Origin of the sequence: Luteimonas chenhongjianii, assembly GCF_002327105.1 — a bacterium.
In the GTDB taxonomy this organism is placed as follows: domain Bacteria; phylum Pseudomonadota; class Gammaproteobacteria; order Xanthomonadales; family Xanthomonadaceae; genus Luteimonas; species Luteimonas chenhongjianii.
This window is the reverse complement of sequence record NZ_CP023406.1, coordinates 1,926,445-1,952,704: the sequence shown is the minus strand read 5'-3', so window position 1 is coordinate 1,952,704 and position 26,260 is coordinate 1,926,445. Positions and strand designations below refer to the sequence as shown.

Genomic DNA, 26,260 nt, shown 5'->3' with positions numbered 1-26,260 from the left:
GAAGGGGGGTATAGCGAAGGTAGTCCGGCAAATGCTATGGCACGGTGAATACCCGGACCCGGTAGAAACTCCTGGATACCAGCGTGGCCGTTCCGGGGCCCGGACAACCGGTGTGCCTGCCAGGCTGCGCCGCCAATCGCCTCCCTTCCGAGCACTAGCGCACACGCGCCCTGTGCCGCCCTGCAGAATGATGGTCCGGCAGGGCGGGCCAACACAGCGGACGGACCGACCAGGCGGTCGGCACATTCACGATCGCGACTGCCCAGGTGTCGGGCGCGGGGGCGTGCGCGCGCCGGTGACAGCGTCGCGCAACTGGTCCAGCGCCAGCTTTGCCTGATCCAGCGCGTCGCCGTAGGAGACGACCATCTGGTCATCCGCGGCGGAGCCACCCGGCGGTGCGACACGCGGCAACCGTGCCGCGGCCTGGACCACACGTCGGCTGTTGGCGGCCGGCCCGCCGTGGCCGAATTCGGCTGCGAGCTCGAGGAGATAGGCACGAATGGCCTCGCCGACCGCCCGCAGTCCGGCCGCGACGTGGCTGTCCCCATCGCGGAGTGCACGGCGCCACACCCTGTGCAGGCCGGATACCGCAATGCGCAGGTGGCGCAGCGCATGATTGACCCTGTCCGGATCGACCGCTCCGCCGTGCTCCCGGCCGAACCGCTCGGCCTCGGCCTGTTGACCGAACGCGTCCAGGCGGGCGAACGCCTCGTCGAGCTTGCCATCGAGCGCGGCGTTGGCGCCGTCGCGGGGGGCGACGATCACCTGGCCCAGCAACACCAGCACCTCCGCCACCTCGCTGCGCAGCAGCGTCTCGGCGCGGCGCGGAAACACCAGCAGCTGCACGCCGATCCCGATCAGACAACCGATCAGGATCTCCAGCACCCGGTGCCCGGCGGAAACGACCACGTCGGCGTGGCTGGGCGCGGCGACCAGCATGATCGCCGCGGTCATCGGCGCGATGCGCAGGCTCGGGTAGCGCACCGCGAAGATCGCGAGCCAGCCGGTGGAGATCACCAGCGCGACAAGCGTGCCCCACTCGCCCGAGGGCGTGACCATCGCCAGCAGGAAGCCGATCGCCGCACCCGCAAACGTCCCCATCAGGCGGACGCGGACGGCCTGCACTGTCGCGCCCATGGTTTCCTGGGTGATCAGCACCGCGCTGATCACCGCCCAGTAGCCCTGCGGCAACGAGAACGCCTCGGCGAACAGGAAGGACACCGCGGCCGCCACGGCGGTACGCACGCCCTGCTTCCAGGCCCGGTCGTCCCTGAGCACGTCCACGATCGCCATGCCGTTCTCCTGAGCGCAATCGACGGGCAACGCATTACGCGGCGCACGGCCCGGTGGACACCCTGCGCCGCCAGCCACGAACGCCGTTGGCGCAGCAGCCGATGGAGGCAGCGCTGCATCAAGCGCAAGAGGGTAACGGCGCGGCCTGAGCTGTCGGGCCATTGCTCCGGCCCGCGCAACGGTCGGAAGTTCAGCCCGACACCGGTACGGCCGTGTGAAGCCGCCCCACGCCGTGTCGCAAGCATTGGCCGCTCGTCATCGCAGCGCGGGCGAGCATCCACCGCGGCGCGCGGCCAGTCCTGGACAACGTCAGGAACGATCGCAGCGACGCGCGCATGACAAGCGACATTCGGGCCGGCGATCGTGGACAAGCTCACGCTGGGGCGAGCAGGACAGACCGGAATGGCTGGAAACGGAGCTCCGCCTGCCCACGTCGCACAGGACGTATCCGCCTTACCCGGCGTCAGCCATCCGCACCTGGTCGCGACCACCGTGCTTGGCGGCGTACAGGGCCGCATCTGCCTTGGCAACCGCACGCGAAAACACGCCACCGGCCGGCCACGGCGCCCCGCCGATGCTGATCGTGACCCGCAGGCAGGTGGCACCGAACGCGAACGGCGTGCCGCCCACCGCCTCGCGCAAGCGCTCCGCAGTTGCACCGGCCTCGTCCAGATCCGCCGCGTCCAGCAGCACCAGGAACTCCTCACCCCCCCAGCGGGACAGCGGCGTGCCCGCCGGCAGCGCGCCGCTCAGACGGCCGGAGACCGCTCGCAGCACCTGATCGCCGCGCTCGTGGCCGTGGGTGTCATTGATGCGCTTGAAGTGGTCGACGTCCAGCAGCACCACCACCGGCTGACGCCCGCGTTCGAGCACATCCGCCTGCCACTTCCCTGTGCACTCGTTGAGCGCTCGACGGGTCAACAGACCGCTGAGCTCGTCCGTACTGGCTTGCCGGCGCAGGCGGCGGTCCAGGCGCGCGTTGGCCAGGTTGAGCACATGTGCGCCCACCAGCAGCGGCAGCAGTGCATAGCTCACGCCGTAGGCGGCCAGCAGCGGTGGCTCGACATAGAGCAGGTGACGGTGCTCGGGTCCATCGTGCTGGAGGGTTGCATACAAGGCGAAGACCCAGGTTCCGGCGTAGAACAACAGGGTGGCCGCCATCGCGGTCTCCGCCGCATTGCGCGGCGCCAGCAGCGCCCGCCGCACCGCCCAGGTGAGGCCCAGCGACAGGGCCAGGCCCACGAGGTGGAATGCGAGCGCGAAACTGCGCGATCCTGCGGACCAGGCGACCAGCAACAGCAGGCACAGCGCAGCGATCTCGGAGAGTCGCCGGGGCCGGGGGATCGGCGGCACGCCCACCAGTTGGCGCAGTGCGCGATAGATCACCAGCGTCGCCACCACCGCCGACAACGCAAGTGTGAGGGTGGGCCATCGCGCAGTGCGCTCGACGAGGCCGCTGAGCACCATGCCCGCGCCGAGCACCGCGAATCCCAGCGCGCAGCGCAGCAGCACGTCGCGATGCAGACGGTCCCCCTGGACCGCGATCAGCATCATCAGGGCAGCAGCCCAGGCACCGAAGCCGCCGATCACATACGCGAAGAGGATGTCGATGGAGTCCATGGCCCGTAGCCTCCTGGCGCACGCGGCAGACGCGGCATTGGAAGCTTGTATCGGCCGGCGCCGGGCGGACTTGAACGCCTGCGAGGTCGGGCCGGGACGTCCCGACCCGCGCCAGGTTCGCCGGGGCGCGTCGCACGCCTGCCGAACCTTCCCCCTATGCCTACCCGGGCATGGATAAGATACGCGCCGATGTTGGCCGGCCCGGCCTTCGCCATTGCACGAGAGCAGGATGAAACTGGTTTTCCCCGATGGCGAGCACGACCCGGTCCCGCTGAGTGCAGGGCTCCACCGCATCGGCGCGGCACCCGGCGGCGCGGTGGTGCTGAGCGCGGACGGCATCGCCGCTCTCCACTGCGAGATCCATGTCACGGTGACCGGCGCGAACGTGCAGGTGCCGCACGGCGGCGGCCCGGTGTCGGTCAACGGCAGGCCGGTTTCCGACCTCATGGCGCTGCGCGACGGGGACCAGATCGACATCGGTCCGGTGGCCGCGACGTTCGTCCTCAAGGAATCCGTGCGTGATCCCATCGCAGCGGCCGATACCCGCGAGCACAAAGAGGACGTCGGCGCCACCCGCGTGCGCGCGGCACTGCCCCGGTTCGTACTGCGCGGCGTATCAGGCGCGCTGTCCGACAAGGTCTTCCCGGTCACGGGGCCGGTGGTCATCGGCCGTTCGCCGGAGTGCGACATCACGGTGCCTGCCGAAGAGATCTCCCGACGCCACGCCATGGTGAACCCGGCCGGTGATGGCCTGTCGATCGAAGACCTCGGCTCGTCCAACGGCACCTACATCAATTCCAGACGCGTACAGCAGGGATTTCTGGGCCCGGGCGACGAACTCCGCCTGGACGCCGTACGCTTCGTCCTGGTGGCACCGGGCGTAGAAATCCCGAGGCAGACCGCGCCCGGGGCCGCGCCCAGCGAACCTGTGCCGCGGCTGCACGCCGCCACGCCGGTCCGCAGATGGGTGCCCATCATGCTCACTGCCGCGGCGGTGCTGGCGATCGCTGCGCTCGCGCTGGGCTGAGTCGTTCGCGAAGCACTCCCTGCCGGGGGGCGGCACGTTCTCGCCCTCCCCCACCCTCCGGTATGCGCGAAAGGACTCGGCGGCTCCTCCCCGGGGCGCCCTTGTGAGTTGCAAACGCCTGCTCCGCGGCACGCGAGTGCCGGCCCGCCAACGCTTGGCCGGATCCGGGACAGAACCACGTGCCGCGAATGCGGTCGTGACGTTGCGCCAGCAGAGTTCCAGCAGGACAGCGATTGCATGCCTCGGGTGAAGACGCGCCTCGCAGGATTCCCGGGCGCCGGCAAAAGGCGCCGGTGCCGCAGCCGCCTCCGTCTTCAGGGTGTCGGCATCATGCCGGGGGAGGCGCCCGGCTCACAGACAGAACGCCCGGCCGATCCGCCGTCAATCGCGCCTGAGACTGCGCGCGGCTTCCGCCGCCGACTGGAGAGCGCGGAGGTAGTCCGTGCGTGCCGCGGGGGCCTGGCTGGCCACGCTTTCCAGGCCATCGATATAAGCCGTCATCAACGCCGAAGCATTGAACTGGTCGGCCATTTCGGCCATCGAAGTGGTGACGGCGTCGCGCAGGTGCCAATCCACCTTGACGCCTTTCTGCGCTTCATTGGCAAGGTCTACGACGCGCAGCAGATGCGGCGTCACGAGGCCGACAACGGTGGCTCTCATTCGTTCCATCCTGGATTCAAAACATGGAAGGCTAACAGGGCCCGAGGCGTCTTTTGCGGATGCGAAGCAGGCGCACGTCCATGTTCCGCCGGACGCGGGTCAGGGCACCTGCGCGGTTATCGGTTCTGCAGCCGCGCCTTCAGATCGGCGAACGGATTGGACGTGGCCGCGGCCGGGGCGTCCTCTGCGTCCAGGGCACTGACGCCGGTGTGGTCGAGCTGGCGAGAGTGCTCGTTGTCGTGGCAGTACACGCACAACAGCTCCCAGTTGCTGCCGTCGGCCGGGTTGTCGTCGTGGTTGTGATTGCGGTGGTGCACGGTCAGCTCGCGCACGTTCGCCCGGGTGAACTCGCGCGCGCAGCGGCCACAGACCCATGGGTACATTTTCAGCGCGCGCTCGCGGTATCCGCTGGCGCGCTGCTCGGCGCTGCGCCTGGCCTCGGCAACGATACGGTCGAGCCTGGCGTGATCGGGGGTCGTCATGGGCGGATTCTAGCCGGTGGGGAGGTCGCAAGAGATCGCGGCATCAACAACGCCCATCCAAGGGGGCGAAGAGGCCCGCACGCAGGCCAGGGACGGGCGCGGGTGGCGCAGACGGTGGCTCAGACCGGTGGCGCCGCTGTCGTGTCCGACGCGGGCGCCGGTTCGAGGATCGCACTGCCATAGGCGCCGCGCAGGCCCGGAGTCTTGATCCAGTCTGCGATCATGCGGAAGTAGCCATCGGGGTTGCGCAGCATGATGCGGTCGTCGCCATCCTGCTCGTACTCGTAGATGCCGTGGTCGGTGCCCGGGAAAACCGCCAGGTCCAGCGGACGCCCGCCCGCCTGCAGGGCGCGCAGCCGCCGTAGCGTCTCCACGTTCGGCGCTTGCATGTCGTCGCCTGCGATCACCCACAGCTGCGGGACCACCAACGCCTGCAGCACCGGCATCGGCTCGTAGTCCCAGCTTGTGCCCACGTCCTGGCGCGCGGCAATGCGCCGCACCAGCCACCGCGGCGTCCACGCCGGGATGCGCGTGAGCTGGCCAGTGAACTCGCCCTGCATCGCGTCGAACCAGGGCTCGCGGCCATGCCGTTCCTGGACCGCCTGCAATTCGTCGAAGCCGCGGGTGAACCCCGATGCCATCAGCAGCGCGGTTGCATCCGTCGCCTCGCGCGCCTTGGCCAGAACATCGTCGCCGTAGCCCTTGGCGCGCAGGTCGTTGAGAACCTGTTCGCGATCCTCGGCCAATGCGTTCTCCGCCATGCCGTACAGCGCGACCACGTAGTCGGCATCGCTGCGCGACGCGGCAAGCGGCCCCACCCAGCCGCCCTGGCTGGTGCCGACGAAACCGACGCGGCTGAACCCGTCCGGATGCAACTGCCGCGCATGCGCCAGCGCGGCGACCGCATCGGCGGCCAGCAGGTGGAAATCCTGGCTGTAGTCGCCATCCGAGCCGCCCGTGCCGCGCTTGTCGTAGACGAACACCGCCACGCCCTGGGCCGGCAGCAGGTGCTGCAGGGGATACTCGTCGACGCCGGATTCCCTGCCGGAGCCGTGCACCAGCACCGCCAGCGGCACCGGCCCCGTGGCCTCGCCCGGCGGCAGCACCAGCCGCCCCTGCAGGCCCACGCCGTCGCTGGTGAAGCGGGTTTCCCGCTGGACGAGCGGAAGCCGGGTGGCGTCCTCGGCCGGGCCATCGCCAAGCTGGATCCGCATGCGCGCTTCGTCGCAGGGGGCGAAGCTGGCCGTGGCCACCACCGGGCCTGCGAGACGCCGCCCCTCGCGCGACTGCAGCGCATCGTCGGGGGCCCCGTCCTGCACCTGGAACTTGCCGCCACGCCCGTCGAGCAGACGCCAGCGCAGGCCGTCGTCCACCGGCAGCAGGGACACCACCGTGCCATCGGCGGTCACCCAGGCACCCGCCTGACAGGCCAGGGCTTCGGAGAGTTCGGCCTCAGGCTGCTCACGGCTGCAGGCGGTCACCGTCAGCAGCGCGGCCATGGCCAGGGCAAGAAAGCGGCATGCGGGCATGGCGGGCCTCCGGTGCGTTGTCGCGAAATGTATACCCGCCAACGAGGTCAGTGGGCCGGCAGCGTCAGGCGACGCTCGCTACAGCTCCGTGCCCCTCATCGTTCACGGATACAAGGCCTGTGCCGGCGCACAGTCGCAGGCGGCGGAAATACCGGCGCCACGTGCGTGAGCTGGATGGACATGCCCTGGTTCCGGAACGTCGCGCCTGACCGCGCTCCGCTGTGCTCGTGCCCTGCCCCCAAACCGGAGGCTATCGATGTCCACCGATCCCGGACGCATGGCAGAGGCGAGCCGCGCCGCGTCGTGCATTGCCTCCGTCGGCTTCTGCGGCCGGCGCGCCGGCACCGCGCTGCGGCCAATCATCGACGACCGCCTTCACCGCCTGGGCCTCGAACTGCGGGCATGCCGGGAGACGAGTTGCCTGCAGCTGCCGGAATTCGACACCCGCTTGTCCGGTCGCCAACCAACGCCTGGCCACCGGCCGGATAGCCAGTACCGGCCACGCTCACCGCGTTTGCGCGTGGCCGCCGTCGAAGCCGGTGCGGCCACGAGGCGCACAAGCGAACCCGCGCCGGCTGCTAGTCCAGATCGGCCTGGATCCAGCGCGGCGAGTGGTGGATGTCGATCGTCTGCAGGCGCCCGGGGCCGATATTTTCGAACCTGTGCGGAATACCCGCGGGCCCGAACACGACTTCGCCCGCGCCTGCCTCGAGGACGGTCTCCCCGACAAAAACCCTCGCCCGGCCTTCAAGGACGATGAATGTCTCGTCATACGGATGGACATGAAGCCGCGGCCCGGCACCTGGCGTGTCCGTTCCGTGTGCGAGCACCGTGACGGGGCCTCCGATGGCGATTCCTTCCACGGAGCCGCGCCACGGGCCTTCGGTTCCAGGATCGAACAGCCTGGCCTGCGCCGGAGGCCGGGCATCGGGCTGGAAGGTCGAGGGGTCGAAATCCTTGCGCGCCATGGGACCTGCTCCAGAGCCGGGTGGAGCAGGAACGATACAGGCCCGGGCCCGCGACCTTTCCCGGCCGTGCGACCCCGGCAAGGGGCCTGACCAGCGGACGCCGGCTGGTCGCGGCACGACCCTTCCGGAGTTGTTCCGGCCCATGCGGCGATGCCCCCAGTGGAGCGTGTAACGATGGACACGACCCCGCCTGCAGCATCGCCGATCGCGCGCCGCCGGGAGGCCCGCCGCCACATCGCGCTGTGCGCAGTCGTCGGCGTGATTGCCGGCGCGATCGGATCGGTGTTCCACCTCGCCATCGATGCGGCCCTGCGCTGGCCCGCCTATCTGCGCCAGCTGATGGACGGGCCCCTGCTCGTGGTGTGCGCGGCCCTCATCACCATGGTGGTGACCGTGGCAGTGACGTACGTGGTACGCCATTACGTGCCCGAAGCCTCCGGGAGCGGAATCCAGGAAGTGGAAGGCGCGATGGCGGGTTCGAGGCAGGTGCGCTGGGCGCGGGTTCTGCCCGTCAAGTTCCTCGGAGGCATTGCCGCCATCGGCTCGGGCCTGGTGCTGGGGCGCGAGGGGCCGACGATCCACATCGCCGCATCCGTGGCCGCCATGTGCTCGGACTTCGCCCGTGCAGGCAGGACCGAACGCGCAGGGCTCCTCGCCGCGGGTGCGGCCGCGGGGCTGGCCTGCGCGTTCAACGCGCCGGTCGCCGCCATCCTGTTCGTCATCGAGGAGACACGGCGCGAGTTTCCCTACACCTACCGCACCTACATGGGCGTCATCATCGCGTCGCTGCTTGCGACGATCGCGACCGAATGGATCGGCGGCGTGGCCCCGGACATGTCGCTGCCCGCAACCGCGCCCGCATTGCGTACCTTGCCGCTCTTCGCACTGCTCGGCTGCGTGCTGGGCGGCGTGGGCGTGCTGCTCAACAGCGCCGTGCTGCGTGCACTGGCCTTCGCCGGAACAGCGCAGACCAGGGCGCCCTATGTCTACCCCGCCGTAGTCGGCTGCGTGATCGGTGCGCTGATGGTGCTCTACCCGCAGAGCGTCACCGGCGGCGAATCCCTGGTCCGGACGCTGCTGGCGCAACAGACCGCGCTGTTGCTCCTGCTGCTGCTCGCGACGGCGCGCTTCTGCACCACGGTCGCCAGCTACTCGTCCGGCGTGCCCGGTGGCATCTTCGCGCCCATGCTGTCGCTGGCCGCATGCGTGGGCCTGGCGTTTGGCGCGGCCGTCAACATCGTCGGGCCCGACTGGGGCGTGACTCCCGTCGTCTTCGCGATCGCAGCAATGGGTGGCCTGTTTACCGCCTCGGTGCGTGCTCCCTTGGTCGGAGTGGTACTCACGCTGGAACTCACCGGCACCTACCCGCTCGCCGTTCCGCTCCTGACGACCTGCCTGGTCGCCAATCTCGTCGCGTCCTTCCTGGGCGGGAAACCGATCTACGACCAACTGCTCGCCCGGACACTGGCGTTGGCCGCGGCTGACGACACGAAGAAGCCGGGTTGATCCCGGTCACCGGCTTGTGCCGCCATCCCTCGGTGAGTCCTCGGTCCAGCCGACGCTCCCCGTATCCAGCGCTGGCCGGTGGCTACCCCGCCCCGCCTTGGCCTTCTTCAGCTGCCAAATCGTTGCCTGGGGAAGCCGCCCTTCGGCCACGGCCGATCGCGCGCCTCTTCCGGTCGATCGCCGCCTACTCGAGTGCCATCGCCGCAAGGCGGGTCACGGTGTTGATGTTGCGGGCCGTGCCGCGCGCGGCGGCGGGCAGTTTGAACCTGGACTGGCCCATTCCCTCGCCAAAATGGATGTAGAGCTCCCGGGTACCGGCGCGGGCCTCCTCGCCACCGGGCGCCACCATGCCCGCCTGCCAGTCGTCTGGCGGCGCCTCATCGAGAAAGACGACCACCGTGCGATTGGGCGCCTTCTCCGGGAACGGATTCGCGGCCAGCACCTCCGACATCTGCGCCGCGCTGCGCACCATCACCCCCACCGGCTTGCCCGCATAGCCTGCGAGCGCCTCCTCGAGTACGGCCTTGATCTGCTGCTCGGAGCTGTCGCTCTCCAGGACCAGATTGCCGCTGGCGATATAGGTCCGCGCCCGCTGGAAGCCCGCGCTCTTGGCCATTGCCACGAGATCGGACATGGGCAGTTTTCCGGTGCCCCCGACGTTGACGGCACGCAACAGTGCGACGTATGCGGGCATGTGGCGGCTCCAGCTCGGGACACGCGGCCCGGAGAACCCCGGCCTGACGGGAGCAGTGTATGAGGAAGAGGAGCCGTGGCGATCAGACCACTCCCTGCGGCTGTATGGGGCAGCGCCTGGTGTGCACGAGGGCACCAGGACGCACTGCGACCCCGGGCTGGCCTTCCCCCTGATGCGCCGGATGGCCGCGTGCTCATTGCATGCAAGGATGCCGATCCAGCGGGTCAGCCGAAACCTTCGTCGATCAGGCTGGAGACGAGGTCATCGGGCACGGAATCGTCCAGCAGGATGCTGATCCAAAGTGTTTTGTCCCTGCGGCATGCCGGGAGCCCCCCTCTGTCGAAGCGCGCGGACCTTTGCCGGGCGCAGCTTGACGTCGAGGACATCGATTTCACCGGCACCCGCAATACCACGTCGTTCGCGAGGCACGCTCATGATCAGCCCCTACCAATCGCCTTCCTTGCCATGTCGCAGCGCGATACAGCTCGGGAACTGATGGAACGGGTTCGGCGCGGCGGAGAAACAGACTGCGATGGACGTTGGCCCTGGCGCCATTACTCCAGAGTTATCTCCGGTCCGCTTTCGGGAACGGTGTCATGGCCCGCCGTTTCATCCATACCAGGCCAGCCCCTTGGGGGCGCTCGAAAACCCGATGGCACGAAGCGCAGCGGCCAGCGGGCTCTTGGACGGGGACAGATCGTCCACCCGCTCCAGGGTGAAGGCTCCATGTTTTTCCCGTTTCAGGGCGGTTGCCAATGCGTTGAGGCCGGCGGCATGCGCCCTGGCCGTGGCGACGTCATCCGCATCGCCATAGCTGAGCAAATGGCGCCCGCCCTGGGCGAGGTAGAACATCAGGCGTCCGTCGACCAGCACCACGAAGGCCCCGGCGCGGCACGCTGGACGCGTACTCGACGGATGGGAAGGCCACGGCAGCAAGGTCCCGAAGGGATTGGCGGGGTCCACAGCGGACAGTGCCACCGCGACAGGCTCGCCAGGAGAGGTGGATGCAAGTTCGCGCAATCGGTCGACCGTCATGCGTTCGGCGAACTGGGCAGCCCCCAGGCCCTCGACGAAGCGTCCGCGCAGCACGCGGCCGGTGTCCTCCATCCCGCGAAACACGGGCCGCAAGGCCGGGAATCCCCCGGGAATGTCCTCAGCCATCGCCGCGCTGCGGGTGACCACGCCATAGCGGTCAAGCAGACCTTCGACCCGAGCGAGCGCCCGCGCCGTATCGTTCATCGGCTCAGGGGACAGCAGCGACCAGCGGCCTGCGAGCGTGGCATCGCCGAGTGTCGCGACAGATGTCATGGGCGAGGTCGCCGCCGACATTCGATCCCCGTAGGCCCTGCCGCGAAGTCCTGTGCGCCGCCGGGATGTCTGGATGGCGCGCGGCCGCCGTGTCGGGCGTGCGTTGCAGTAGGCCCGTACGGGCGACCAGGTGTCGGCGGTGACATGACCGCTCCAGACCAGGCTCCAGAGCGCCTCGCCGATATCCGAGGGCGCGGGCGCAGGTTCTCCCTGCCGGCGGGTCGCAGCCAGCGTCGCGAGTTGGCGCACGAAGTACGCGCCGCCGTTGCCGAGACTTCCGAGAAGCTCCTGCTGCAGCGCAGACAGATGGAATGCCGAGACGGCGTCCGGTGGTGGCAACAGGGTCTCGGCTGCAAATTCGTGGAGGTGGAACGCCACGAGTCCATCGTTGTCGCCAAGCCGCCCATGCCCGGACCAGAGTACCGTGCCCGTGGCGATCAGCTCCTCCAGCATGCCGGGGGCGTAGTCCCGCACCCGAGCAGGAAGCACCTGGCTTTCCCAGATGGAGGCCGGCAGCGCCACCCCTGCCAGTTGTTCGATGACGCGGACCACGCCGTCGATGCCTTCCAGCGCACCGCTGCCCGCGTGCGCTCCGGCGACGGCTGCGTTGCCCGCGGTCTCGGGCACCAGGTACTGACGCTCTGGCAGCAGACGTGCATAGGCCTGCTGCGGCACCGGCCGGGTCGCCTCGCGGGCGGCCTGCAGCGAGCGCAGTCGCAGGCGCTTGAACACTTCGTCGCCCACCCACTCGTGGCGTGCCCGCGGATGGATGCCCGTTTCAGGCGTCTGCGCTTCGAGCCGGCGCTCGACGCCGAAATTGCCCTTCAGCAGCTTGCCCTGGCTCGCCAGCTGCTCCAGCGCTTCGTCCGCCACGGCCACGCCGAGGCCGAACCGGCTTGCGACGTCGCCGGTGCAAAACGCCGCATGGGTACGGGCGTAGCGTGCCAGCAGATCGCGCAGTGGCGCTTGCGTCGGCTCGAGGAAGACGCCCGGCAGCCCGGCTGGCAAGGCGACGCCGAGCGCATCGCGAAGGCGCGCGGCATCCTCGACGGCAGCCCAGTGGTCACTGCCGGCGATCTTGACCCGGATGATGCGGCCGTCGCGCTCCAGGTCGGCCAGGTAAGCACGGGCCTGCTCCCCGTCACCGAGTCGCTGTGACACGTCCTGCGTCGTCAGTGGCCCGAGTTGGCGCAGCAGGTCCGCCACCCCTTCCATGCCCCTGGCCTGATGGCTGGGCGCCAGACGTTGCAACTCCCTTTCAACGCGATCGACAACGGCCGGGTCGAGCAGTTCGCCCAGGTCGACCTGGGCGAGCAGGTCACTGAGCAGGCCGCTGTCCAGCGACAGCACCGAGGTGCGCCGCTCGGCCAGTGGCGCATCGCTCTCGTACATGAACTCCGCGACATAGCCGAACAGCAGACTCGCCGCGAAGGGAGACGGCACCTCGGTCGTGACTTCGGCGATCACCACCGCGCCATCGTGCAGGCGCTGCATCAGCGCATCGAGCGCGGGCAGATCGTAGACGTCCTGCAGGCACTCGCGCGCGGTTTCGATCAGGATCGGAAAGTCCGGGTAGCCCTGCGCGATCTGCAACAGCTGGCCTGCGCGCAGCCGTTGCTGCCACAGTGGCGAGCGACGGCCCGGCATGCGGCGCGGCAGCAGCAGCGCACGCGCGGCGCATTCGCGGAAACGGGCGGCGAAAAGCGCCGAGCCAGCCACTGCGTCGGTGACGGTCTTGCGCAAGGTCTGCGGATCGCAGAGGAACAGCTCGGCCCCGGGCACGCGCCCGGCGGTGTCCGGAATGCGGGCGATGATGCCGTCGTCGCTGGCGACCACCGAAGGGTCGACCTTCCAGCGCTGGCGAATCCGCTCGGCGATGACCAGTGCCCACGGGTCGTGGACACGCCTGCCGAAGGGGGAATGCAGGATCGCGCGCCAGTCGCCTGTTTCGTCGCGGCAGCGCTCCAGCACCAGAGTGCGCTCGGTGGGCAGCACGCCGGTTGCCTCACGCTGCTCCGCAGCCAGCCTGAGCAGGTTGTGCATCGCATTGGGGTCGAGCCCGGCTGCCTTCAGCCGCCCCTCCAGGGCGGCGGTCGTGTGCGGCGTGCCATCGCCGCTGCAGGCGCCCTCCAGCAGTCCGAGAAAAGCGCCGATGGCCTCGCCCAGCTCGGCGGGCCGGCCCAGCCCGTCGCCGCGCCAGAACGGCAGCCGGGCCGAGCGTCCCGGAGCCGGCACCACGACCACCTGGTCGTTGGTGATCTGCTGGATGCGCCAGGAGGACGTTCCCAGGGTGATGATGTCGTTGACTTTCGATTCGTAGACCATCTCCTCGTCGAGTTCGCCTACACGGCGTGAGCCGGCCTGCTCCTCGCCCTCGGGCAGGACGACGCTGAACATGCCGCGGTCCGGGATGGTGCCGCCGCTGGTGACGGCCAGTTGCTTGGCGCCCGGACGGGCGCTCAGCAGGCCCGTGTCGCGGTGCCATACCAGGCGCGGGCGGAATTCGGCGAAATCCTCGGAGGGATAGCGCCCGGCCAGCATATCGAGCACCGCGTCGAACACGCTGCGCGGCAAGCTGTGGAACGGCGCCGCGCGGCGCACCGTGGCATACCAGTCGTCGACGTGCACCGCTTCCATGGCCACTGCGGCCACCGTCTGTTGCGCCAGCACGTCGAGCGGATTGCGAGGGGGATCGATCGCCTCGATGCGCCCGGCAAGCATGGCGTCGATGGTGACCGCAGCGTCGACCAGGTCGCGCCGGGTGCGCGGGTAGATCAGCCCGGCGGAGGTGCCGCCCACCTGGTGACCGGCGCGACCGACACGTTGCAGGGCACTCGCCACCGAGGGCGGCGCCGCAACCTGGATTACCAGTTCGACCATGCCCATGTCGATGCCCAGCTCCAGGCTGGAGGTCGCCACCACGCAGCGCAGCTCGCCCGACTTCAGCGCCTGCTCGATCTCGCTGCGCTGCTCCTTGGAGACCGAACCGTGGTGTGAGCGGGCGATCAGCGGTGCGGTCCCCGCGGAGCGACCGCTGGTGCCGCCAGCGGTCGATGGAAAGTGGATCGTGGGTTCGCCAGCTGCCGCCATTGCGCTGGCGTCCGCGTCCTCCAGGCGCTCGGCATAGAGCTCGTTGAGGCGCGCGGTCAGCTTCTCGGCCAGACCGCGCGAATTGGCGAACACGATCGTCGAATGCCGGCGCAGTACCTGGTCGAGGATGCTGGACTCGATGTGGGGCCAGATCGAACCTGCCCGGCCAATGGGGCCATCGTTGCGCGGCGGGACGTCGGTCATGTCCTCGACCGGCACGACGATGCGCAGATCGAACTGGCGACTGGAGGGCGGGTTCACCACCGCCACCGGGCGCGATCCGCCCAGGAACCGGGCCACCTGCTCTACGGGACGCACCGTTGCCGACAGGCCAACGCGCTGCGCCGGCGCCGCCAGCAAGGCATCGAGGCGCTCCAGGCTCAATGCCAGATGCGAACCGCGCTTGCCGCCTGCGACCGCATGGACCTCGTCCACGATCACGGTCCGCACGCCGCGCAGCGTCTCCCGCGCCTTGGACGTGAGCATCAGGTAGAGCGACTCGGGGGTGGTGATGAGGATGTCGGGCGGGCGCCGCAGCAGGCGTGCACGCTCGGCCTGTGGCGTGTCGCCAGTGCGCATGCCGACCATGATCTCGACGGCAGGATCGCCGCGCCGCTTGCGTTGCGCGACGATGCCTTGAAGCGGAACACGCAGGTTGCGTTGCACGTCCGTACCCAGCGCCTTGATCGGCGAGATGTAGAGGATCCGGGTCGCGACGTCGCGTCCACTGTCCGTGCCCGCCTCCTGCGCCTCGCGCTCCCGGAAAAGCTGGTCGATGGCCTGCAGGAAGGCGGCCAGCGTCTTGCCCGAACCGGTCGGTGCGATCACCAGCGCGCTTTCGCCGGCGCTGATGGCCGCCCAGGCCGCAGCCTGGACGGCCGTCGGCGACGGGAACGCCGAACCGAACCAGGCGCGCGTAGCGGGCGCGAAGTATTCGAGCGATTCGGCCGTCGTGGTGTCGGGTGACAACATCGTCTGGATCAGTCCTTGGGGCTCTTGATTGCCGTGTGGTCGAGAGCGCCAGGACACCGGCAGTGCTGCCCCAGGCGAAGGTCGATGTTACGTCGCGGGGTAGGCAGGACTGCCGGCACACCATTACCCCCAGCGCGAAGCCAGGACCTGATCTGCAGCGGATGGAGACGCACACGCCGTGCGCTCGAAAGGCCGCGTAGGGCGCCCTGCACGCCACCCTGACGAAGCCCCCCTGCTGCTGAACGTCACTCGATCATGACTCGGCACGCATCGGGCCGGGCGCATGATCCGCTCGACTACAACGGCGCGGATGCGCCACACGGAGGCGGCAATGGACATCAGGAAAGTGCGAATACTTGCCCTGCCCGCGCTACTGGCGCTGGCAGCTTGCGCGTCCACCCCTGGCCTGAGCCAGAGTGAGAAGTTGGCCCTTTACCAGGCCAACGCCGGCCCGCCGGTACAGGCCTTCAGCATGGATGACTTCGATTTCGATGGCGGAATCGATGGCTGGACTGCGCTGGGCGACAGCGCGCTCGCCGTGTGGACAGGTCCCGGGGAAGCTTGGCTCCTCACCCTGAATGCCCCGTGCACCAACCTGGGCTTTGCACAGGACATCTACCTGACCAACTCCGGGGGCATGGTGTTCGCACGCCTGGACAAGGTAATCCCGCGTGGCATCGGCCTGATGCCCTCGCCCATGCCTTGCTACATCCAGCAGATCCAGCCGCTGGACGTGAAGGGGTTGCAGACGACGGAGAAGGAGCTGCGCCAGCTCCAGATGCAGGAACGCGCGGCGTCACAGGGGACGCAAACGTCTCCCTGACGGCACTGACCGCTGTGGTAACCGGGGGGCGGCTCATGTCGCCCCCGTTCTTTTGGGAGGTCGGCAGGCCTTCGCCGCTCCGCTCAGGCAGGCCACCCGATATGTGAGAGCGCCCGTCGCCGAACTTCGGCGTGAGATGCGTCGCGATCGGATCGCGCGAAAGCCAGCCGCGCCGGCGCAAGGCGGGCGGTCCCGATCTTCTGCTCTCGGCGAGCAACCGGGGATCTGCGACCACGGCCAGCGGCCAGCTCTCCTTCCGGCTATCCCCGGCCGATCCGGCCAAGGTCAGGTAGCTGCGCCGTGAGGCCGCTCCCGGTGCTTCAGTTCCGAACCCGCACGGCGCGACTCCCCAGCGGAACGCGCGCCTGCTCCTCGTCGATTTCCACCCAGCCGTCCTGCGCGGAGTATTCGACCGTCGCGACCGTCTTCTGGCGGCCCCACCACATACTCTGGGTCACCCGGATCTGGCCCCCATCCAGAAACTCGATGTCGCTCGTCCGCCAGGTCAACGTGACAGCGAGCAATCCTGCAGCAAGCACGACAAGCAGAAGTCTGCCCATCCAGGACTCGAAGAAGGCCGCTGAAGCACCTCTGGCGACTTGCTCCGGCGAAGTGGGAATCGAGTGTTCGTCAGCTTTTGAATTCACTACATGGTTCCGTTCGAATACCGGGTGCACCGTGGCCGCACCGGGGGTGTGGAGCGCCCGCTTGCGTCTCCGGCGTGATTGCCAGCAATACATCGATGGCGGCATCTGTCTTGCGCTGCGTCTCGCACGCCTTGGCGATGCCGCTTCAGCTGATGCTCCAGCCGAGCCACCGGACCACCATGATGGCATCGTCCCCACGTTGCGCCACCGGCTTCAGACCATACCTCACGCCCCCGGCTCGCGCGTCCTGTAGCGCGGTGTGCTGGCGAACCTGCCAACGCGGCGTAGAGCGCGTCGCCCACGTGCCTGTGCTGTCGCGCCGGTCGGCAGTGGATCGCCCGGGACGGCCCGAAGCGGAGGTGCCACGACCGCCCCGGCGCGCCCCGCAGGCGTGAAGAAGGCTTTTCCGAACGCGCGCGCATACTGCCGCCCGGCTCCCCGTCGCGGTCCCCGTATCGCAAACCCCGCCACGGTGCGGGTGCGGCGATAACAGGCCCGACACCTTCGGTCAGGAACGGCGATGAAGGCAGGCACAGCGGCCCCCTCCGCTCAGTCCCGGGCAGGCCCGGGCCGCGGCCGGACGCTCGCCGCCACGCCACACCGTCGTGTCCGCAACTCCTGCGCCACTGCGCGCCCGCATCCAGTCCGCCACGCCCGCGCCAATGCGCGGCCGGCGGCATCGCACCCGCGGGGCTCCGCCCTGCCTTTCCCCTGGCCGCGACCGCGCGACCGCTACGAAGAACGAGGTGCAACATGAAGTGGCAGCACATGCTCTATGCGCCGCTGGGCGCGATCACGCTCCTGGGCCCGATGCCAGCCGACGCCTGCACGGCGCTGCTGTACACCGACGCCAACAACCACACCTATGCCGGACGCACGGTGGAGCTGGGCGGGGAAATGCCCTACCAGCTCAGCTACGTCCCGGCCGGCAGGCGTTACACCTCCAGCCCCGACCAGCACCGCCCGCTGGAGTACACCTCGCGCTACGGCATGCTGGTGGTCACCTTGCCATTTCGCGCACCGACCCCGAACGCGCCGCTGGGACCGGCCGACCAGAAAGTCCTGGAAGGCATGAACGACCAGGGCCTGACCTTCAGCCTGCTCGCCTACGCCTCCGCCAAGGGCCCGCGCGACACGGTCGCCAAGACCCAGGAAGTGCTCTCGGCGCTGGACCTGGGCAGCTGGGCGCTGGGGCAGTTCACCACCGTGGCCGAGGTCAAGGCCGCGCTGGAGCGGCAGCCGGTCATCCTGGCCCCGCTCGCCCGGCTCGGCGGCGGCCAGCCGCCGGTCCATTTCATCGCCCATGACCGCAGCGGCGCCTCGATCGTCATCGAGTACGCCGACGGCAAACAGAACGTCTACGACAACGGCGTCGGCGTGATGACCAACGGTCCCAGCTTCCCCTGGCACCTGACCAACCTGGGCAATTACAGCTTCCTGGACAACGTCGACAAGCCAGAGACCACCTTCGGCACGTTCGTCGCCAAGCAGCCCGATGCGGGCAGCGCCACCTCCGGCCTGCCGTCGTCGGACACGTCGGTGGGCCGCTTCGTGCGCGCCGCGTACTACTCCAAGTTCGCGCACAAGGCGAATACCCCGGACGAGGCGGTGCTGACCCTGGCGCATGTCATGAACAACTTCGACCGGCCCAAGGACATCACCATCGACCTGCGCGGAACGGGCGCCGAAGGCGGCGGCACCTCCGGGGGCAATTCCGGCGCCTCCACCGAGTACACCTCGGTCACCGTGCTCGGCGACCTGGACCGCACGCGGCTCTACGTCCGCGACTACGGCGCGCTCAACTACACCGGCTTCGATCTCGCCCGCCTGGGCGCGGCCGGCCAGGCGCGCACGGTGGCGCTGGCGGATGTGGAGAAATGGGGTCTGGACGGCACCGACGCGCTGCTGCAGGCCTCGGCCCCGTGACCGCAGCGCGCACCGCACGGCCAGTGTGATCAACGGGGCGGCCCTCGTGCACCTGCACAGGGGCCGCGCCGACGCCGAGGCTGCCCTCGTTTTCCAAACAGCTTGAGATCGATCCTGCCATCGAGGAGCGGGCACCCGACCGCCAAGGAAGGGCGCTGCAGTGACGTCTCACGCCTTCAGCAGCGAAGCAATTCGACGTCCGGATTCACCGCCGCCAGTTGCTGTGCCCAGGCGGCGAGCGTCGGCCTGTCCAGGCTTGCCGGGTTCTTTCGCCGTTGCAATCCATGGCGCACGCACGACCCCCCGTTTCAGGCATGCAACCCGTCGAAAGCTAGCGTCTTTGAACCACTCGGCTCGCAGACGAGCGTTGATGACGCGCCGCAGGCGTTACCTCGCAGGTCACTGTTGCTCGCCTGAGATGCCTGATCCTCCCGTCCGTTTCAACGGATCTGGTCGCCGCCCGGGACGGGATCGGGCCTGCCCATCCGCCCGCCACCGGCTTGCGCCGGCGACGTGCATCGGCCCAAGCCCGCATCCACTGCGCGCCGCGACCGGCGCGCAGTTTTCGTCCCGCAAAGCGGGCGGGCGTCCTCCGGCTACGCCAGGCCTGCTCAGAAATCCCAGCGTCCGGACAGCGTGATCGGCACCGACACCCGCTTGCCAGTGTCGTTGATGCTCGACAACTCGAGCCCCCCGAGCGCGCTGTCGTCGTCGGTGAGGTTGGACACATAGCGCACGCCACCCGACAGGGTCATGCTGAAGGTCTCGCCGAGGGGGACGATCACCCCGACGTTGGCACCGCCGGTCGCCGCCCAGCCCGACTCGTAGAAAGGCGCGTTCGGGATCGAGATGCCGCCGGCGGGGATGTCGAAGGTCGCGCTGATCTGATGGGTCCTGGTGGCGCCCAGATAGCCGTCGATAAACGGGCGCGCAGTGTCAGGCGTGCCGAAGTAGTAGCGATAGCCCACCTGCGCCGACAGCGCTTCGTACTCGCTGAAACTGCCGTAGATCGGCAGCTCGGCCGACAGCGCCGGCACGAAGGCGTAGCCGACCAGCGCGCGACCACCGTCGGCGCGGGTCTGCCGGACCTGGCCGTAGATCTCGCGGCGATCATCGAAGGCGTAGCCAACCTCCAGGCCATAGGCCAGGGCGTTGTCGTAGATGCGCTCGTGGCCGCGCGGACGGATGCGCAGTTCGGCAGGGAGTCCGGCCAATGCAGGGTTGAGGGCACCCAGGTCGGCGACGCGCGCGGTCGCGCCGCCATGGACGTCGCCGTTGACCGGCACGTCGATGCCGCCAAGGAGCGAGACCGACCATTTGCCGGCTTCGGGACCGGCGGCATGTGCGGTGGTTGCAATCAGGGCAGTGAATGGAAGGATCAGCCAGGTACGCATGGATAGCTCCGGAGCAGTCGGGGGAATATCGCCGCAAGCCGGCGATACAGATTCCTACGCGCCACGAGGCCGCTTGGATGCATCTGGGAGCGATTGATTTCAGGGCTGGGATCTGGCTGTCGGGAGGCCGCCCTGTACACCTTTCGTACAGAGCCGCGATTGACCCATCGCTAACAGTGACGCGCCTAGCGTCCAGCCTCCTAAGCCGTTTCCCGAGGCCCGCCGGTGAGCGTCGCATGCAGGATCTCCCGCCGCAGTGATGTGCCAAGGATGGAACCAACCGACTGGTCGGAACTGATGACGCGCGTGGCGCGCACGCGCGACGCCGTCAGCTTCATGCGCATGTACGAGCATTTCGCCCCGCGCCTGCATCACTACCTGCTGGGCCTCGGCGTGCCCGCCGCGCGTGCCGAGGACCTGGTGCAGGACGCGATGCTGCATGCCTGGCGCGGCGCGCGGCAATTCGACCCCCGCCGCGCGACGCTGTCGACCTGGCTGTTCCGCATCGCCCGCAACCTGCACATCGACAGCGTGCGGCGGGCCGCAACGGCCGCCCACGGCGATGAACTCGCCAGCGGCGACAATGCGGCCGTGGACCTGGCGCAGGCGCCCTCCCCCGAGGCCTATGCCGACCACGTCGGGCTCACCCGCGCTATCGACGCCCTGCCCGCCCTGCAGGCGCGGCTGGTGCGGATGTCCTTCCTGGAGGCCCGCAGCCATGGGGAGATCGCCAGCGAGCTGCACATGCCGCTCGGCTCGGTGAAGTCATCGCTTCGACGGGCCTTCGCCCGGCTGCAGCACGGACTGACCGACCTGGCAGCGTAAGCGCCCCTGTTCCCCATCGGGATGTGGCCACGGTGCGATGTGGCCGCCGGGCGCGCAAGCGGGCTCCGATGAGGAATGCTTTCCGCGCGGGATCAGCAAGCGCCCGCGCGCTTCCCGCCGCGCATCGATTGCGAGCAGGCCTTCAAGATTGGCCGTGTGCCTGCACGGGCCACAAGCAGCGCGCGGCCCTTCGGCCTGCCTCCCCGGCTTCAGCCAGCCGCTGTCCGCTCGCGACGCGTCCGCAATGGGCGCCGCGCCGAGGCACATCGCCGGATGAGTTCCGCAAGCGACATCGGGTCGATCACCGCCTGGATCCGCGGCGACGCCACCGCTTCGGCCAGGTAGCGCGCATTGCCGCCGCCTACCCACACCGGCACATGCGGCTCGAGCGCTGCATCCAGCGCGCGCATCCCGGCCAGGGCCTGCGGTGCGTGGCCCGGATCGATCGAACTGACCGCCACCGCAGCCGCATCGAGGCGGCTGGCCACCGTAGCCAGCTCGTCGGCAGGCAATCCGGTGCCCAGATACAGCACCGAGGCGCCGGCGTCGTGCGCGTGCAGCCCGGCCCCGAGCAGACCGAGTTCGTGCGGTTCACCGGGCAGGGTCGCAAACAGCACCCGCGGACGGGCCGCGCCGGGGTGCTGGGTCAGCACCGACATCAGCCTTGACCGCAGCAGACTGCTGACCAGGCGTTCCTGCGCGATCGCCAGACGCCCGTCGGCCCAGCGCACCCCCACTTCGCGCAGCAGCGGCGCGACCACACGCGACACCAGCACCGCCACCGGCAATGTGGTGATGGCGACTGTCAGGTCGCGATCGAACTCGTCGATGCGGTAATCGGCAATCGCATCGAGCATCTGCCCCGGCAACGCATCGAGCCCGCCATAGCCCGTATCGCGACTCGCCCCCGACAGGCGCTCCAGCGCGGCATCGTCGAGTGCGGCCAGATCGCGGATGGGATGGCCGCGGCCGGTGAGGCGATGCAGATAACAAAGCCTGTCCACCATCTGCGCGTCGTACAGACGCCGACCGGCCGCGTCGCGAAGCGGCACAACCGCGCCGTGGCGGCGCTCCCATGCGCGCAGGGTCTCGGGCGTCAGCCCGGTCAGTTCGGCAGTGGCCTTGATGGGGAACATCGGTCGAATGTACATGGTCCGTACACCATTGTATTGGACATCCGATTAACCGCGGCAAATGGAAGCTGGTGGGACATCCACAAGGGAGTTTCCCGATGAATCACCCCACCGCCTCCACCCTCCGCTCGCTGACGATCGCCCTCGCGCTCGGCCTGGCCGCCCCGCTCGCCTTCGCGTCTCCGCCGTCGTCGGGCACCGCCGCGCCAGCGAAGCGCGCGTCTGCCGATATCGTGGACACCGCCATCGCCGCGGGCCAGTTCAAGACCCTGGCCGCCGCCCTCACCGCCGCCGATCTGGTCGATACCCTCAAGGGGCCGGGCCCGTTCACCGTGTTTGCGCCCACCGACGCCGCCTTCGCCGCATTGCCGCCGGGCACCGTCGCCAATCTGCTCAAGCCCGAAAACAAGGAGCAGCTTGTCGCGCTGCTGACTTACCACGTCGTACCGGGGCAGGTGCCGGCGGCGGAGGTGGTCACCATGGATTCCGCGACCACCGTCAATGGCGCCAGCGTCGACATCGACGCCCAGGACGGCAAAGTGACCGTCGACGAGGCCAACGTCGTCACGCCCGACGTGATGGCCAGCAATGGCGTGATCCACGTCATCGACCAGGTACTGATTCCGCGCTGAGCGTGGCCCCTGCTCGCCCCGGCGGTGCCGATGATCGGCTCACGCAGCAGCAACGGAGGTGCGCCCCTGGCGTGCCATCGCCTCCGACCTTCGCCGGTCTAAGCACCGGCGGGGGTGAGCCAGACCGAGCGGGCAACCCGACCTACTCGTCAGTTACATACAACCGCTTCGGGGAAGTGAACCGACCGGGCTTCTCCGGCCTGCACTACTCCGAGGACTACATCGATCCCGGTGTCTGGAAATATTCGGCGGCCGCCAGCACTGCCGAAGCCCGCCGGCTCCACCGGTCCGACCGCTACTTCGAGTACCGCCCCCAGGTGCGGCCGGAGGGCCACCACGGTGAGGCCTTCCACTACCGCACGGTCAACGCCGACATGGCCGGCTGGGCGGTCGCTCGCCTCGGGCATGTCGGTCGCGAAGCTGCCCTCGGAACGGCTGCGGCGGCCGATGGGCACCGAGCAGGCGGGCTACATGCTGGTGGACGCCATCGGCACGCCCTACGCCTGGCGATGGCCTCAGCGCCGGACTGCGCGACCTTGGACGGCTGGGCCTGCTGATGCTCACCGAGGGCAGGAGCAACGGCCGCCAGCTGTTTCCGCCGAAGGTGGTGCGCCATATCCGCGGCGACGGCGACAGGGCCAGTTCGGCACCGCCTACCCGACGATGATCGGCGGCAGCTACACCAGCCTGTGGTGGGTGTATCCGGGCGGGCACGAGGACATCCCCGCGCGCGGGGTGCATGGCCAGACGATCTACCTGGACTTCACCGCGTGCGTGGTGCCCGCGCGCCTGCCACGTTCCCGAAGGCGGCAACCGACGCCGCTGGGCCACGTGAACGCGCCTGCGCCCCGGGTGGAACGCTCAGGCAGGAGGCTTCACGACCGCCGTACGCCCCAAGCGTACGCTGCCCGCTACCGCCTATTCGGCGGTGCCAACGGACCACCGGGCATGGGCAGGCTGGGCCGATACCTCCGGGTAGCGCTGCGCACAGGCGCGCTGGTCTGCGCCGGCGTCGCCTGCGCCAGCGGCGCGCAGGCGCAGGATCGCACGACCCTCTGGACCTCCGACGCCACCACGGTGCGCTGGCATGCGCAGTTCGGCCTGAACCTGGTGTCCGAACGCAACCTGTTCTGGAACCTCTCCAACACCACCAACCCCCAGGCCGGCTTCGATCCGGATACGACCTGGCTGGAAGGCTATGCCACGCCCGGGGTGAGCTTCACCCACCGCACCGGCAACCTCGACGTGTACGGCAAGCTGTCGGCGGTGGCCTCATTCACCCGTGGCACCGATGCGTTCGACGCCACCAACACCGGCGCGACCACCCTCGACGATGCCTACCTCGGCCTGCGCGAGGCGGGCGATCTCCCGCGCTGGGACATCTCCCTCGGCGGCCGCGCGCTGGAGCTTGGCAGCGGCATGCTGATCTCCAATGGCGGCTCCAGCGGCTTCGAACGCGGTGCGCTCAAGTTCGGCCCGCGCAAGGCCTGGCGGCATGCGGCCATCGCGCGCGCGCGGCTCGGCGACAGTGAGCTGACGGCGTTCCGCCTCGCGCCCAACGAGCTGCCGTCCAACGACGGCCACAACCGGCTCGCGGGCCTGGACCTGCGCTGGGACAGCGGCGATGGCAACTACGCCGGTGCCACCTTCGTCCACGTGCTGGAGTCGCGCTCGCCCTACGTGCAGGCCGCTCCGGACGGCCTCGGCCCGCCGACCATCCTCCCGGAGGGGCGGCACGGGACCCGCGCGCTCAACCTGTACCTGCGCGCCACCCTGCGTGAGGGCCCGCTGCGCAACTGGTTCGGCGCGGCCGACATCGCCATCGAGCGCAACCGCAGGGTCGACCTGCGCGCATGGGGCGGTCGCGCCCAGGTCGGCTATGTGTTCATGGATAAGCGCTGGACCCCGTGGGTGTCGCTGACCTACAAGACCTTTTCCGGCGACGACCCGCGGACGCGGGCGCTGGAGCGGTTCGATCCGCTCTATTACGACGGCGACCCCAGCACCTGGTCGTCCGGTTCGAAGTCCTCGATGGTGTTCATCAACTCCAACGTGCGCAGCACCGAGCTGGCGGTCGGGATCAGCCCGACCCAGCGCGACACGTTCAGCCTGCGCATCGCGCGGCTGGAGGCCAACCAGCTTGGCAGCCCGCTGCAGTTCGGCCAGGCCACGCGCGTGGTCGGTTCCGGCAGCGCCGCCAACCTGATCTCCGGCGTGGTGCGCCCGCACCTGGCGGACGACGTGTTCGTGCAGTACAGCCGCGTCATCAACCCGGTGACGTTCCTCACCACCGGCCTGAGCGCATCGTTCCCCGGCAGCGGGATCAGGCGCGTGGCCCCGGGCAGCACGCCCGTCTGGCTCGGAGCATTCGTCAATGTCGTCGTCAATTACTAGAACGTGGGTCCTGTTGGTCGGCATCGCCGCCGCGACGGGCGTGGCGGCGCAGGAGCCCGCCCCGCCGGAACCGGCGCCGCTCACCGCCGCGCAGTCCGATCCTCGCGTGATGGGCTGGATGCAGGGCTTCCCGCCGCCGCCGGACAAGCGCATCACCCAGCCCGACTCGGTGTACTTCAGTTTTCCCAGGCTGCGCTGGTCGGTGTGCCACATCCGCCAGCTGCTGCCGACCATCGGGATCAGCCGCGGGCTCGGCGACCCGGTGCCACTGCGCTACGTGGGCGACCGGGAGCTGGAGCGGCTGGGGCGCGAGATTGACGCGCTGAGCTTCACCCCGCTCGACGGTCGTCCGCCGATGACGTGGGAACAATCGCTGGCGGCGAACTACACCGACGGCATCCTGGTATTCCATCGTGACCGCGTGGTCTACGAGCGCTACTTCGGCTGCCTGGGCGACGACGGCAAGCACGCCGCGATGTCCATGACCAAGTCCCTGACCGGCCTGCTGGCGCAGATCCTGGTGGCCGAAGGCAGGCTCGACGAGAACGCGAAGGTGGTGGACATCGTGCCGGAAGTGGCGCGCAGCGCCTACGCGGACGCGACCGTTCGCCAGGTGATGGACATGACCACCGGCGTGCGCTACTCCGAGGACTACGCCGATCCGGACGCGGACATCTGGCAGTACGCCGCGGCGGCCAGCCCGCTGCCGAAGGGAGAGGACTACGCCGGTCCCAACGGCTATTTCGAGTACCTCGCGCAGGTGCAGCCGGAAGGCGCGAATGGGGCAGCCTTCCACTACAAGACCGTCGATGCCGACATGGTCGGCTGGATCGTCTCGCGCGTGTCCGGCAAGTCGGTCAGCGAGCTGGCCTCGGAGCAGCTGTGGCGGCCGATGGGCGCCGAGCAGGACGCCTACATGACGGTGGATGCGATCGGCACGCCGTATGCGGGAGGCGGGCTCAGCGCCGGCCTGCGCGACATGGGCCGCCTTGGCCTGCTGATGCTGCAGGAGGGCGTGATCAACGGCAGGCGCCTGTTCCCGGCCGAGGTGGTGCGCCATATCCGCGGCGGCGGCGATCCGGCCAGGTTCGGCAACGCGTATCCGGCGCTGGTGGGCGGCAGCTATACCAGCCTGTGGTGGGTCTATCCGGGCGAGCACGACGTGATCGCCGCGCGCGGCGTGCACGGCCAGACGATCTACGTCGACTTCAACGCGCAGGTGGTGATCGTGCGGTTCGCCTCGTTCCCCAAGGCACAGAACACGCTGATCGACCCGACCTCCATCCCCGCCTTCCAGGCGCTGGCCGGCTACCTGCAGGCAGCGGCGGACAGATAAC

The 26,260-nt window shown here is 69.2% G+C and carries 20 protein-coding genes; 9 read left to right on the top strand and 11 right to left on the bottom strand.

Going from position 1 to position 26,260, the window contains the following annotated elements; all coding sequences use genetic code 11:
- Positions 1–246: 246 nt before the first annotated feature.
- Together CNR27_RS08910 and CNR27_RS15285 are read right to left on the bottom strand one after the other, a co-directional pair.
- Positions 247–1,293 carry an FUSC family protein gene (locus tag CNR27_RS08910; RefSeq protein ID WP_157745363.1) on the bottom strand — a complete coding sequence of 349 codons (1,047 nt, stop codon included), beginning with the start codon at positions 1,291–1,293 and terminating at the stop codon, positions 247–249.
- 453 nt (positions 1,294–1,746) lie between these two features.
- A complete protein-coding gene (locus CNR27_RS15285) occupies positions 1,747–2,913 on the bottom strand; it encodes a GGDEF domain-containing protein (RefSeq protein WP_157745361.1) in 1,167 nt (388 codons plus the stop codon).
- A gap of 229 nt (positions 2,914–3,142) precedes the next feature.
- On the opposite strand from CNR27_RS15285, the gene CNR27_RS08900 reads away from it, so the two are divergent.
- Positions 3,143–3,940 carry an FHA domain-containing protein gene (locus tag CNR27_RS08900; RefSeq protein ID WP_096300473.1) on the top strand — a complete coding sequence of 266 codons (798 nt, stop codon included), beginning with the start codon at positions 3,143–3,145 and terminating at the stop codon, positions 3,938–3,940.
- 381 nt (positions 3,941–4,321) lie between these two features.
- Here CNR27_RS08900 and CNR27_RS08895 read toward each other — a convergent pair whose 3' ends face one another.
- The 4 genes from CNR27_RS08895 to CNR27_RS08880 all read right to left on the bottom strand — a co-directional run bounded on the left by CNR27_RS08895 (position 4,322) and on the right by CNR27_RS08880 (position 7,579).
- Positions 4,322–4,600, bottom strand: coding sequence for a hypothetical protein (locus CNR27_RS08895; RefSeq protein WP_096298059.1), 279 nt, complete (start codon positions 4,598–4,600; stop codon positions 4,322–4,324).
- Between the two features lie 116 nt (positions 4,601–4,716).
- Positions 4,717–5,082 (bottom strand): YajD family HNH nuclease, encoded by a 366-nt coding sequence (locus CNR27_RS08890; RefSeq protein ID WP_096298057.1) that lies wholly within the window; start codon positions 5,080–5,082, stop codon positions 4,717–4,719.
- Between the two features lie 119 nt (positions 5,083–5,201).
- Positions 5,202–6,611, bottom strand: coding sequence for an alpha/beta hydrolase family protein (locus CNR27_RS08885; protein WP_096298055.1), 1,410 nt, complete (start codon positions 6,609–6,611; stop codon positions 5,202–5,204).
- 578 nt (positions 6,612–7,189) lie between these two features.
- Positions 7,190–7,579 carry a cupin domain-containing protein gene (locus CNR27_RS08880; protein ID WP_096298053.1) on the bottom strand — a complete coding sequence of 130 codons (390 nt, stop codon included), beginning with the start codon at positions 7,577–7,579 and terminating at the stop codon, positions 7,190–7,192.
- Between the two features lie 174 nt (positions 7,580–7,753).
- Here CNR27_RS08880 and clcA point away from each other — a divergent pair, with 174 nt between their 5' ends.
- A complete protein-coding gene (clcA, locus tag CNR27_RS08875; RefSeq protein WP_096298051.1) occupies positions 7,754–9,085 on the top strand; it encodes a H(+)/Cl(-) exchange transporter ClcA in 1,332 nt (443 codons plus the stop codon).
- Positions 9,086–9,269: 184 nt separating this feature from the next.
- Here clcA and CNR27_RS08870 read toward each other — a convergent pair whose 3' ends face one another.
- Positions 9,270–9,779, bottom strand: coding sequence for a DUF1697 domain-containing protein (locus tag CNR27_RS08870; protein ID WP_096298049.1), 510 nt, complete (start codon positions 9,777–9,779; stop codon positions 9,270–9,272).
- 609 nt (positions 9,780–10,388) lie between these two features.
- Entirely contained in the window at positions 10,389–15,149 is a 4,761-nt protein-coding gene (locus CNR27_RS08865; protein ID WP_096298047.1) for an ATP-dependent helicase, read from the bottom strand.
- A 331-nt stretch (positions 15,150–15,480) separates the two neighbouring features.
- Between CNR27_RS08865 and CNR27_RS08860 the strand changes: the two genes are divergently transcribed.
- Positions 15,481–15,972, top strand: coding sequence for a DUF6491 family protein (locus CNR27_RS08860; RefSeq protein ID WP_096300472.1), 492 nt, complete (start codon positions 15,481–15,483; stop codon positions 15,970–15,972).
- Positions 15,973–16,292: 320 nt separating this feature from the next.
- On the opposite strand, the gene CNR27_RS08855 is transcribed toward CNR27_RS08860, so the two are convergent.
- A complete protein-coding gene (locus CNR27_RS08855; protein WP_096298045.1) occupies positions 16,293–16,532 on the bottom strand; it encodes a hypothetical protein in 240 nt (79 codons plus the stop codon).
- A gap of 840 nt (positions 16,533–17,372) precedes the next feature.
- Between CNR27_RS08855 and CNR27_RS08850 the strand changes: the two genes are divergently transcribed.
- Positions 17,373–18,545 (top strand): linear amide C-N hydrolase, encoded by a 1,173-nt coding sequence (locus CNR27_RS08850; RefSeq protein WP_096298043.1) that lies wholly within the window; start codon positions 17,373–17,375, stop codon positions 18,543–18,545.
- Positions 18,546–19,156: 611 nt separating this feature from the next.
- Here the strand turns inward: CNR27_RS08850 and CNR27_RS08845 are convergent.
- Complete coding sequence (locus CNR27_RS08845; RefSeq protein ID WP_096298041.1) at positions 19,157–19,939, bottom strand: hypothetical protein; 783 nt, start codon at positions 19,937–19,939, stop codon at positions 19,157–19,159.
- A gap of 270 nt (positions 19,940–20,209) precedes the next feature.
- Here CNR27_RS08845 and CNR27_RS08840 point away from each other — a divergent pair, with 270 nt between their 5' ends.
- Positions 20,210–20,764, top strand: a complete 555-nt coding sequence (locus tag CNR27_RS08840) for a sigma-70 family RNA polymerase sigma factor (RefSeq protein WP_096298040.1) — start codon at positions 20,210–20,212, stop codon at positions 20,762–20,764.
- A 209-nt stretch (positions 20,765–20,973) separates the two neighbouring features.
- Here the strand turns inward: CNR27_RS08840 and CNR27_RS08835 are convergent, their stop codons facing one another.
- Positions 20,974–21,900, bottom strand: a complete 927-nt coding sequence (locus CNR27_RS08835; RefSeq protein ID WP_179948163.1) for a MerR family transcriptional regulator — start codon at positions 21,898–21,900, stop codon at positions 20,974–20,976.
- 95 nt (positions 21,901–21,995) lie between these two features.
- Here CNR27_RS08835 and CNR27_RS08830 point away from each other — a divergent pair, with 95 nt between their 5' ends.
- The 4 genes from CNR27_RS08830 to CNR27_RS08815 all read left to right on the top strand — a co-directional run bounded on the left by CNR27_RS08830 (position 21,996) and on the right by CNR27_RS08815 (position 26,259).
- Entirely contained in the window at positions 21,996–22,529 is a 534-nt protein-coding gene (locus CNR27_RS08830; protein WP_096298036.1) for a fasciclin domain-containing protein, read from the top strand.
- A 176-nt stretch (positions 22,530–22,705) separates the two neighbouring features.
- Positions 22,706–23,086, top strand: a complete 381-nt coding sequence (locus CNR27_RS08825) for a hypothetical protein (protein WP_096298034.1) — start codon at positions 22,706–22,708, stop codon at positions 23,084–23,086.
- 391 nt (positions 23,087–23,477) lie between these two features.
- Positions 23,478–24,923, top strand: coding sequence for an alginate export family protein (locus tag CNR27_RS08820; protein WP_157745358.1), 1,446 nt, complete (start codon positions 23,478–23,480; stop codon positions 24,921–24,923).
- Entirely contained in the window at positions 24,904–26,259 is a 1,356-nt protein-coding gene (locus CNR27_RS08815) for a serine hydrolase domain-containing protein (RefSeq protein ID WP_096298032.1), read from the top strand. The genes CNR27_RS08820 and CNR27_RS08815 overlap by 20 nt, the downstream gene beginning before the upstream one ends.
- The last annotated feature ends 1 nt before the right edge of the window (position 26,260 follow it).

Excerpts from the sequence above, each read along its gene's own strand:
- CNR27_RS08910 (WP_157745363.1), bottom strand. The coding sequence starts at position 1,293 with ATGGCGATCGTGGACGTGCTCAGGGACGACCGGGCCTGGAAGCAGGGC.
- CNR27_RS15285 (WP_157745361.1), bottom strand. The coding sequence starts at position 2,913 with ATGGACTCCATCGACATCCTCTTCGCGTATGTGATCGGCGGCTTCGGT.
- CNR27_RS08900 (WP_096300473.1), top strand. The coding sequence starts at position 3,143 with ATGAAACTGGTTTTCCCCGATGGCGAGCACGACCCGGTCCCGCTGAGT.
- CNR27_RS08895 (WP_096298059.1), bottom strand. The coding sequence starts at position 4,600 with ATGAGAGCCACCGTTGTCGGCCTCGTGACGCCGCATCTGCTGCGCGTC.
- CNR27_RS08890 (WP_096298057.1), bottom strand. The coding sequence starts at position 5,082 with ATGACGACCCCCGATCACGCCAGGCTCGACCGTATCGTTGCCGAGGCC.
- CNR27_RS08885 (WP_096298055.1), bottom strand. The coding sequence starts at position 6,611 with ATGCCCGCATGCCGCTTTCTTGCCCTGGCCATGGCCGCGCTGCTGACG.
- CNR27_RS08880 (WP_096298053.1), bottom strand. The coding sequence starts at position 7,579 with ATGGCGCGCAAGGATTTCGACCCCTCGACCTTCCAGCCCGATGCCCGG.
- clcA (WP_096298051.1), top strand. The coding sequence starts at position 7,754 with ATGGACACGACCCCGCCTGCAGCATCGCCGATCGCGCGCCGCCGGGAG.
- CNR27_RS08870 (WP_096298049.1), bottom strand. The coding sequence starts at position 9,779 with ATGCCCGCATACGTCGCACTGTTGCGTGCCGTCAACGTCGGGGGCACC.
- CNR27_RS08865 (WP_096298047.1), bottom strand. The coding sequence starts at position 15,149 with ATGTTGTCACCCGACACCACGACGGCCGAATCGCTCGAATACTTCGCG.
- CNR27_RS08860 (WP_096300472.1), top strand. The coding sequence starts at position 15,481 with ATGGACATCAGGAAAGTGCGAATACTTGCCCTGCCCGCGCTACTGGCG.
- CNR27_RS08855 (WP_096298045.1), bottom strand. The coding sequence starts at position 16,532 with ATGGGCAGACTTCTGCTTGTCGTGCTTGCTGCAGGATTGCTCGCTGTC.
- CNR27_RS08850 (WP_096298043.1), top strand. The coding sequence starts at position 17,373 with ATGAAGTGGCAGCACATGCTCTATGCGCCGCTGGGCGCGATCACGCTC.
- CNR27_RS08845 (WP_096298041.1), bottom strand. The coding sequence starts at position 19,939 with ATGCGTACCTGGCTGATCCTTCCATTCACTGCCCTGATTGCAACCACC.
- CNR27_RS08840 (WP_096298040.1), top strand. The coding sequence starts at position 20,210 with ATGGAACCAACCGACTGGTCGGAACTGATGACGCGCGTGGCGCGCACG.
- CNR27_RS08835 (WP_179948163.1), bottom strand. The coding sequence starts at position 21,900 with ATGTTCCCCATCAAGGCCACTGCCGAACTGACCGGGCTGACGCCCGAG.
- CNR27_RS08830 (WP_096298036.1), top strand. The coding sequence starts at position 21,996 with ATGAATCACCCCACCGCCTCCACCCTCCGCTCGCTGACGATCGCCCTC.
- CNR27_RS08820 (WP_157745358.1), top strand. The coding sequence starts at position 23,478 with ATGGGCAGGCTGGGCCGATACCTCCGGGTAGCGCTGCGCACAGGCGCG.
- CNR27_RS08815 (WP_096298032.1), top strand. The coding sequence starts at position 24,904 with ATGTCGTCGTCAATTACTAGAACGTGGGTCCTGTTGGTCGGCATCGCC.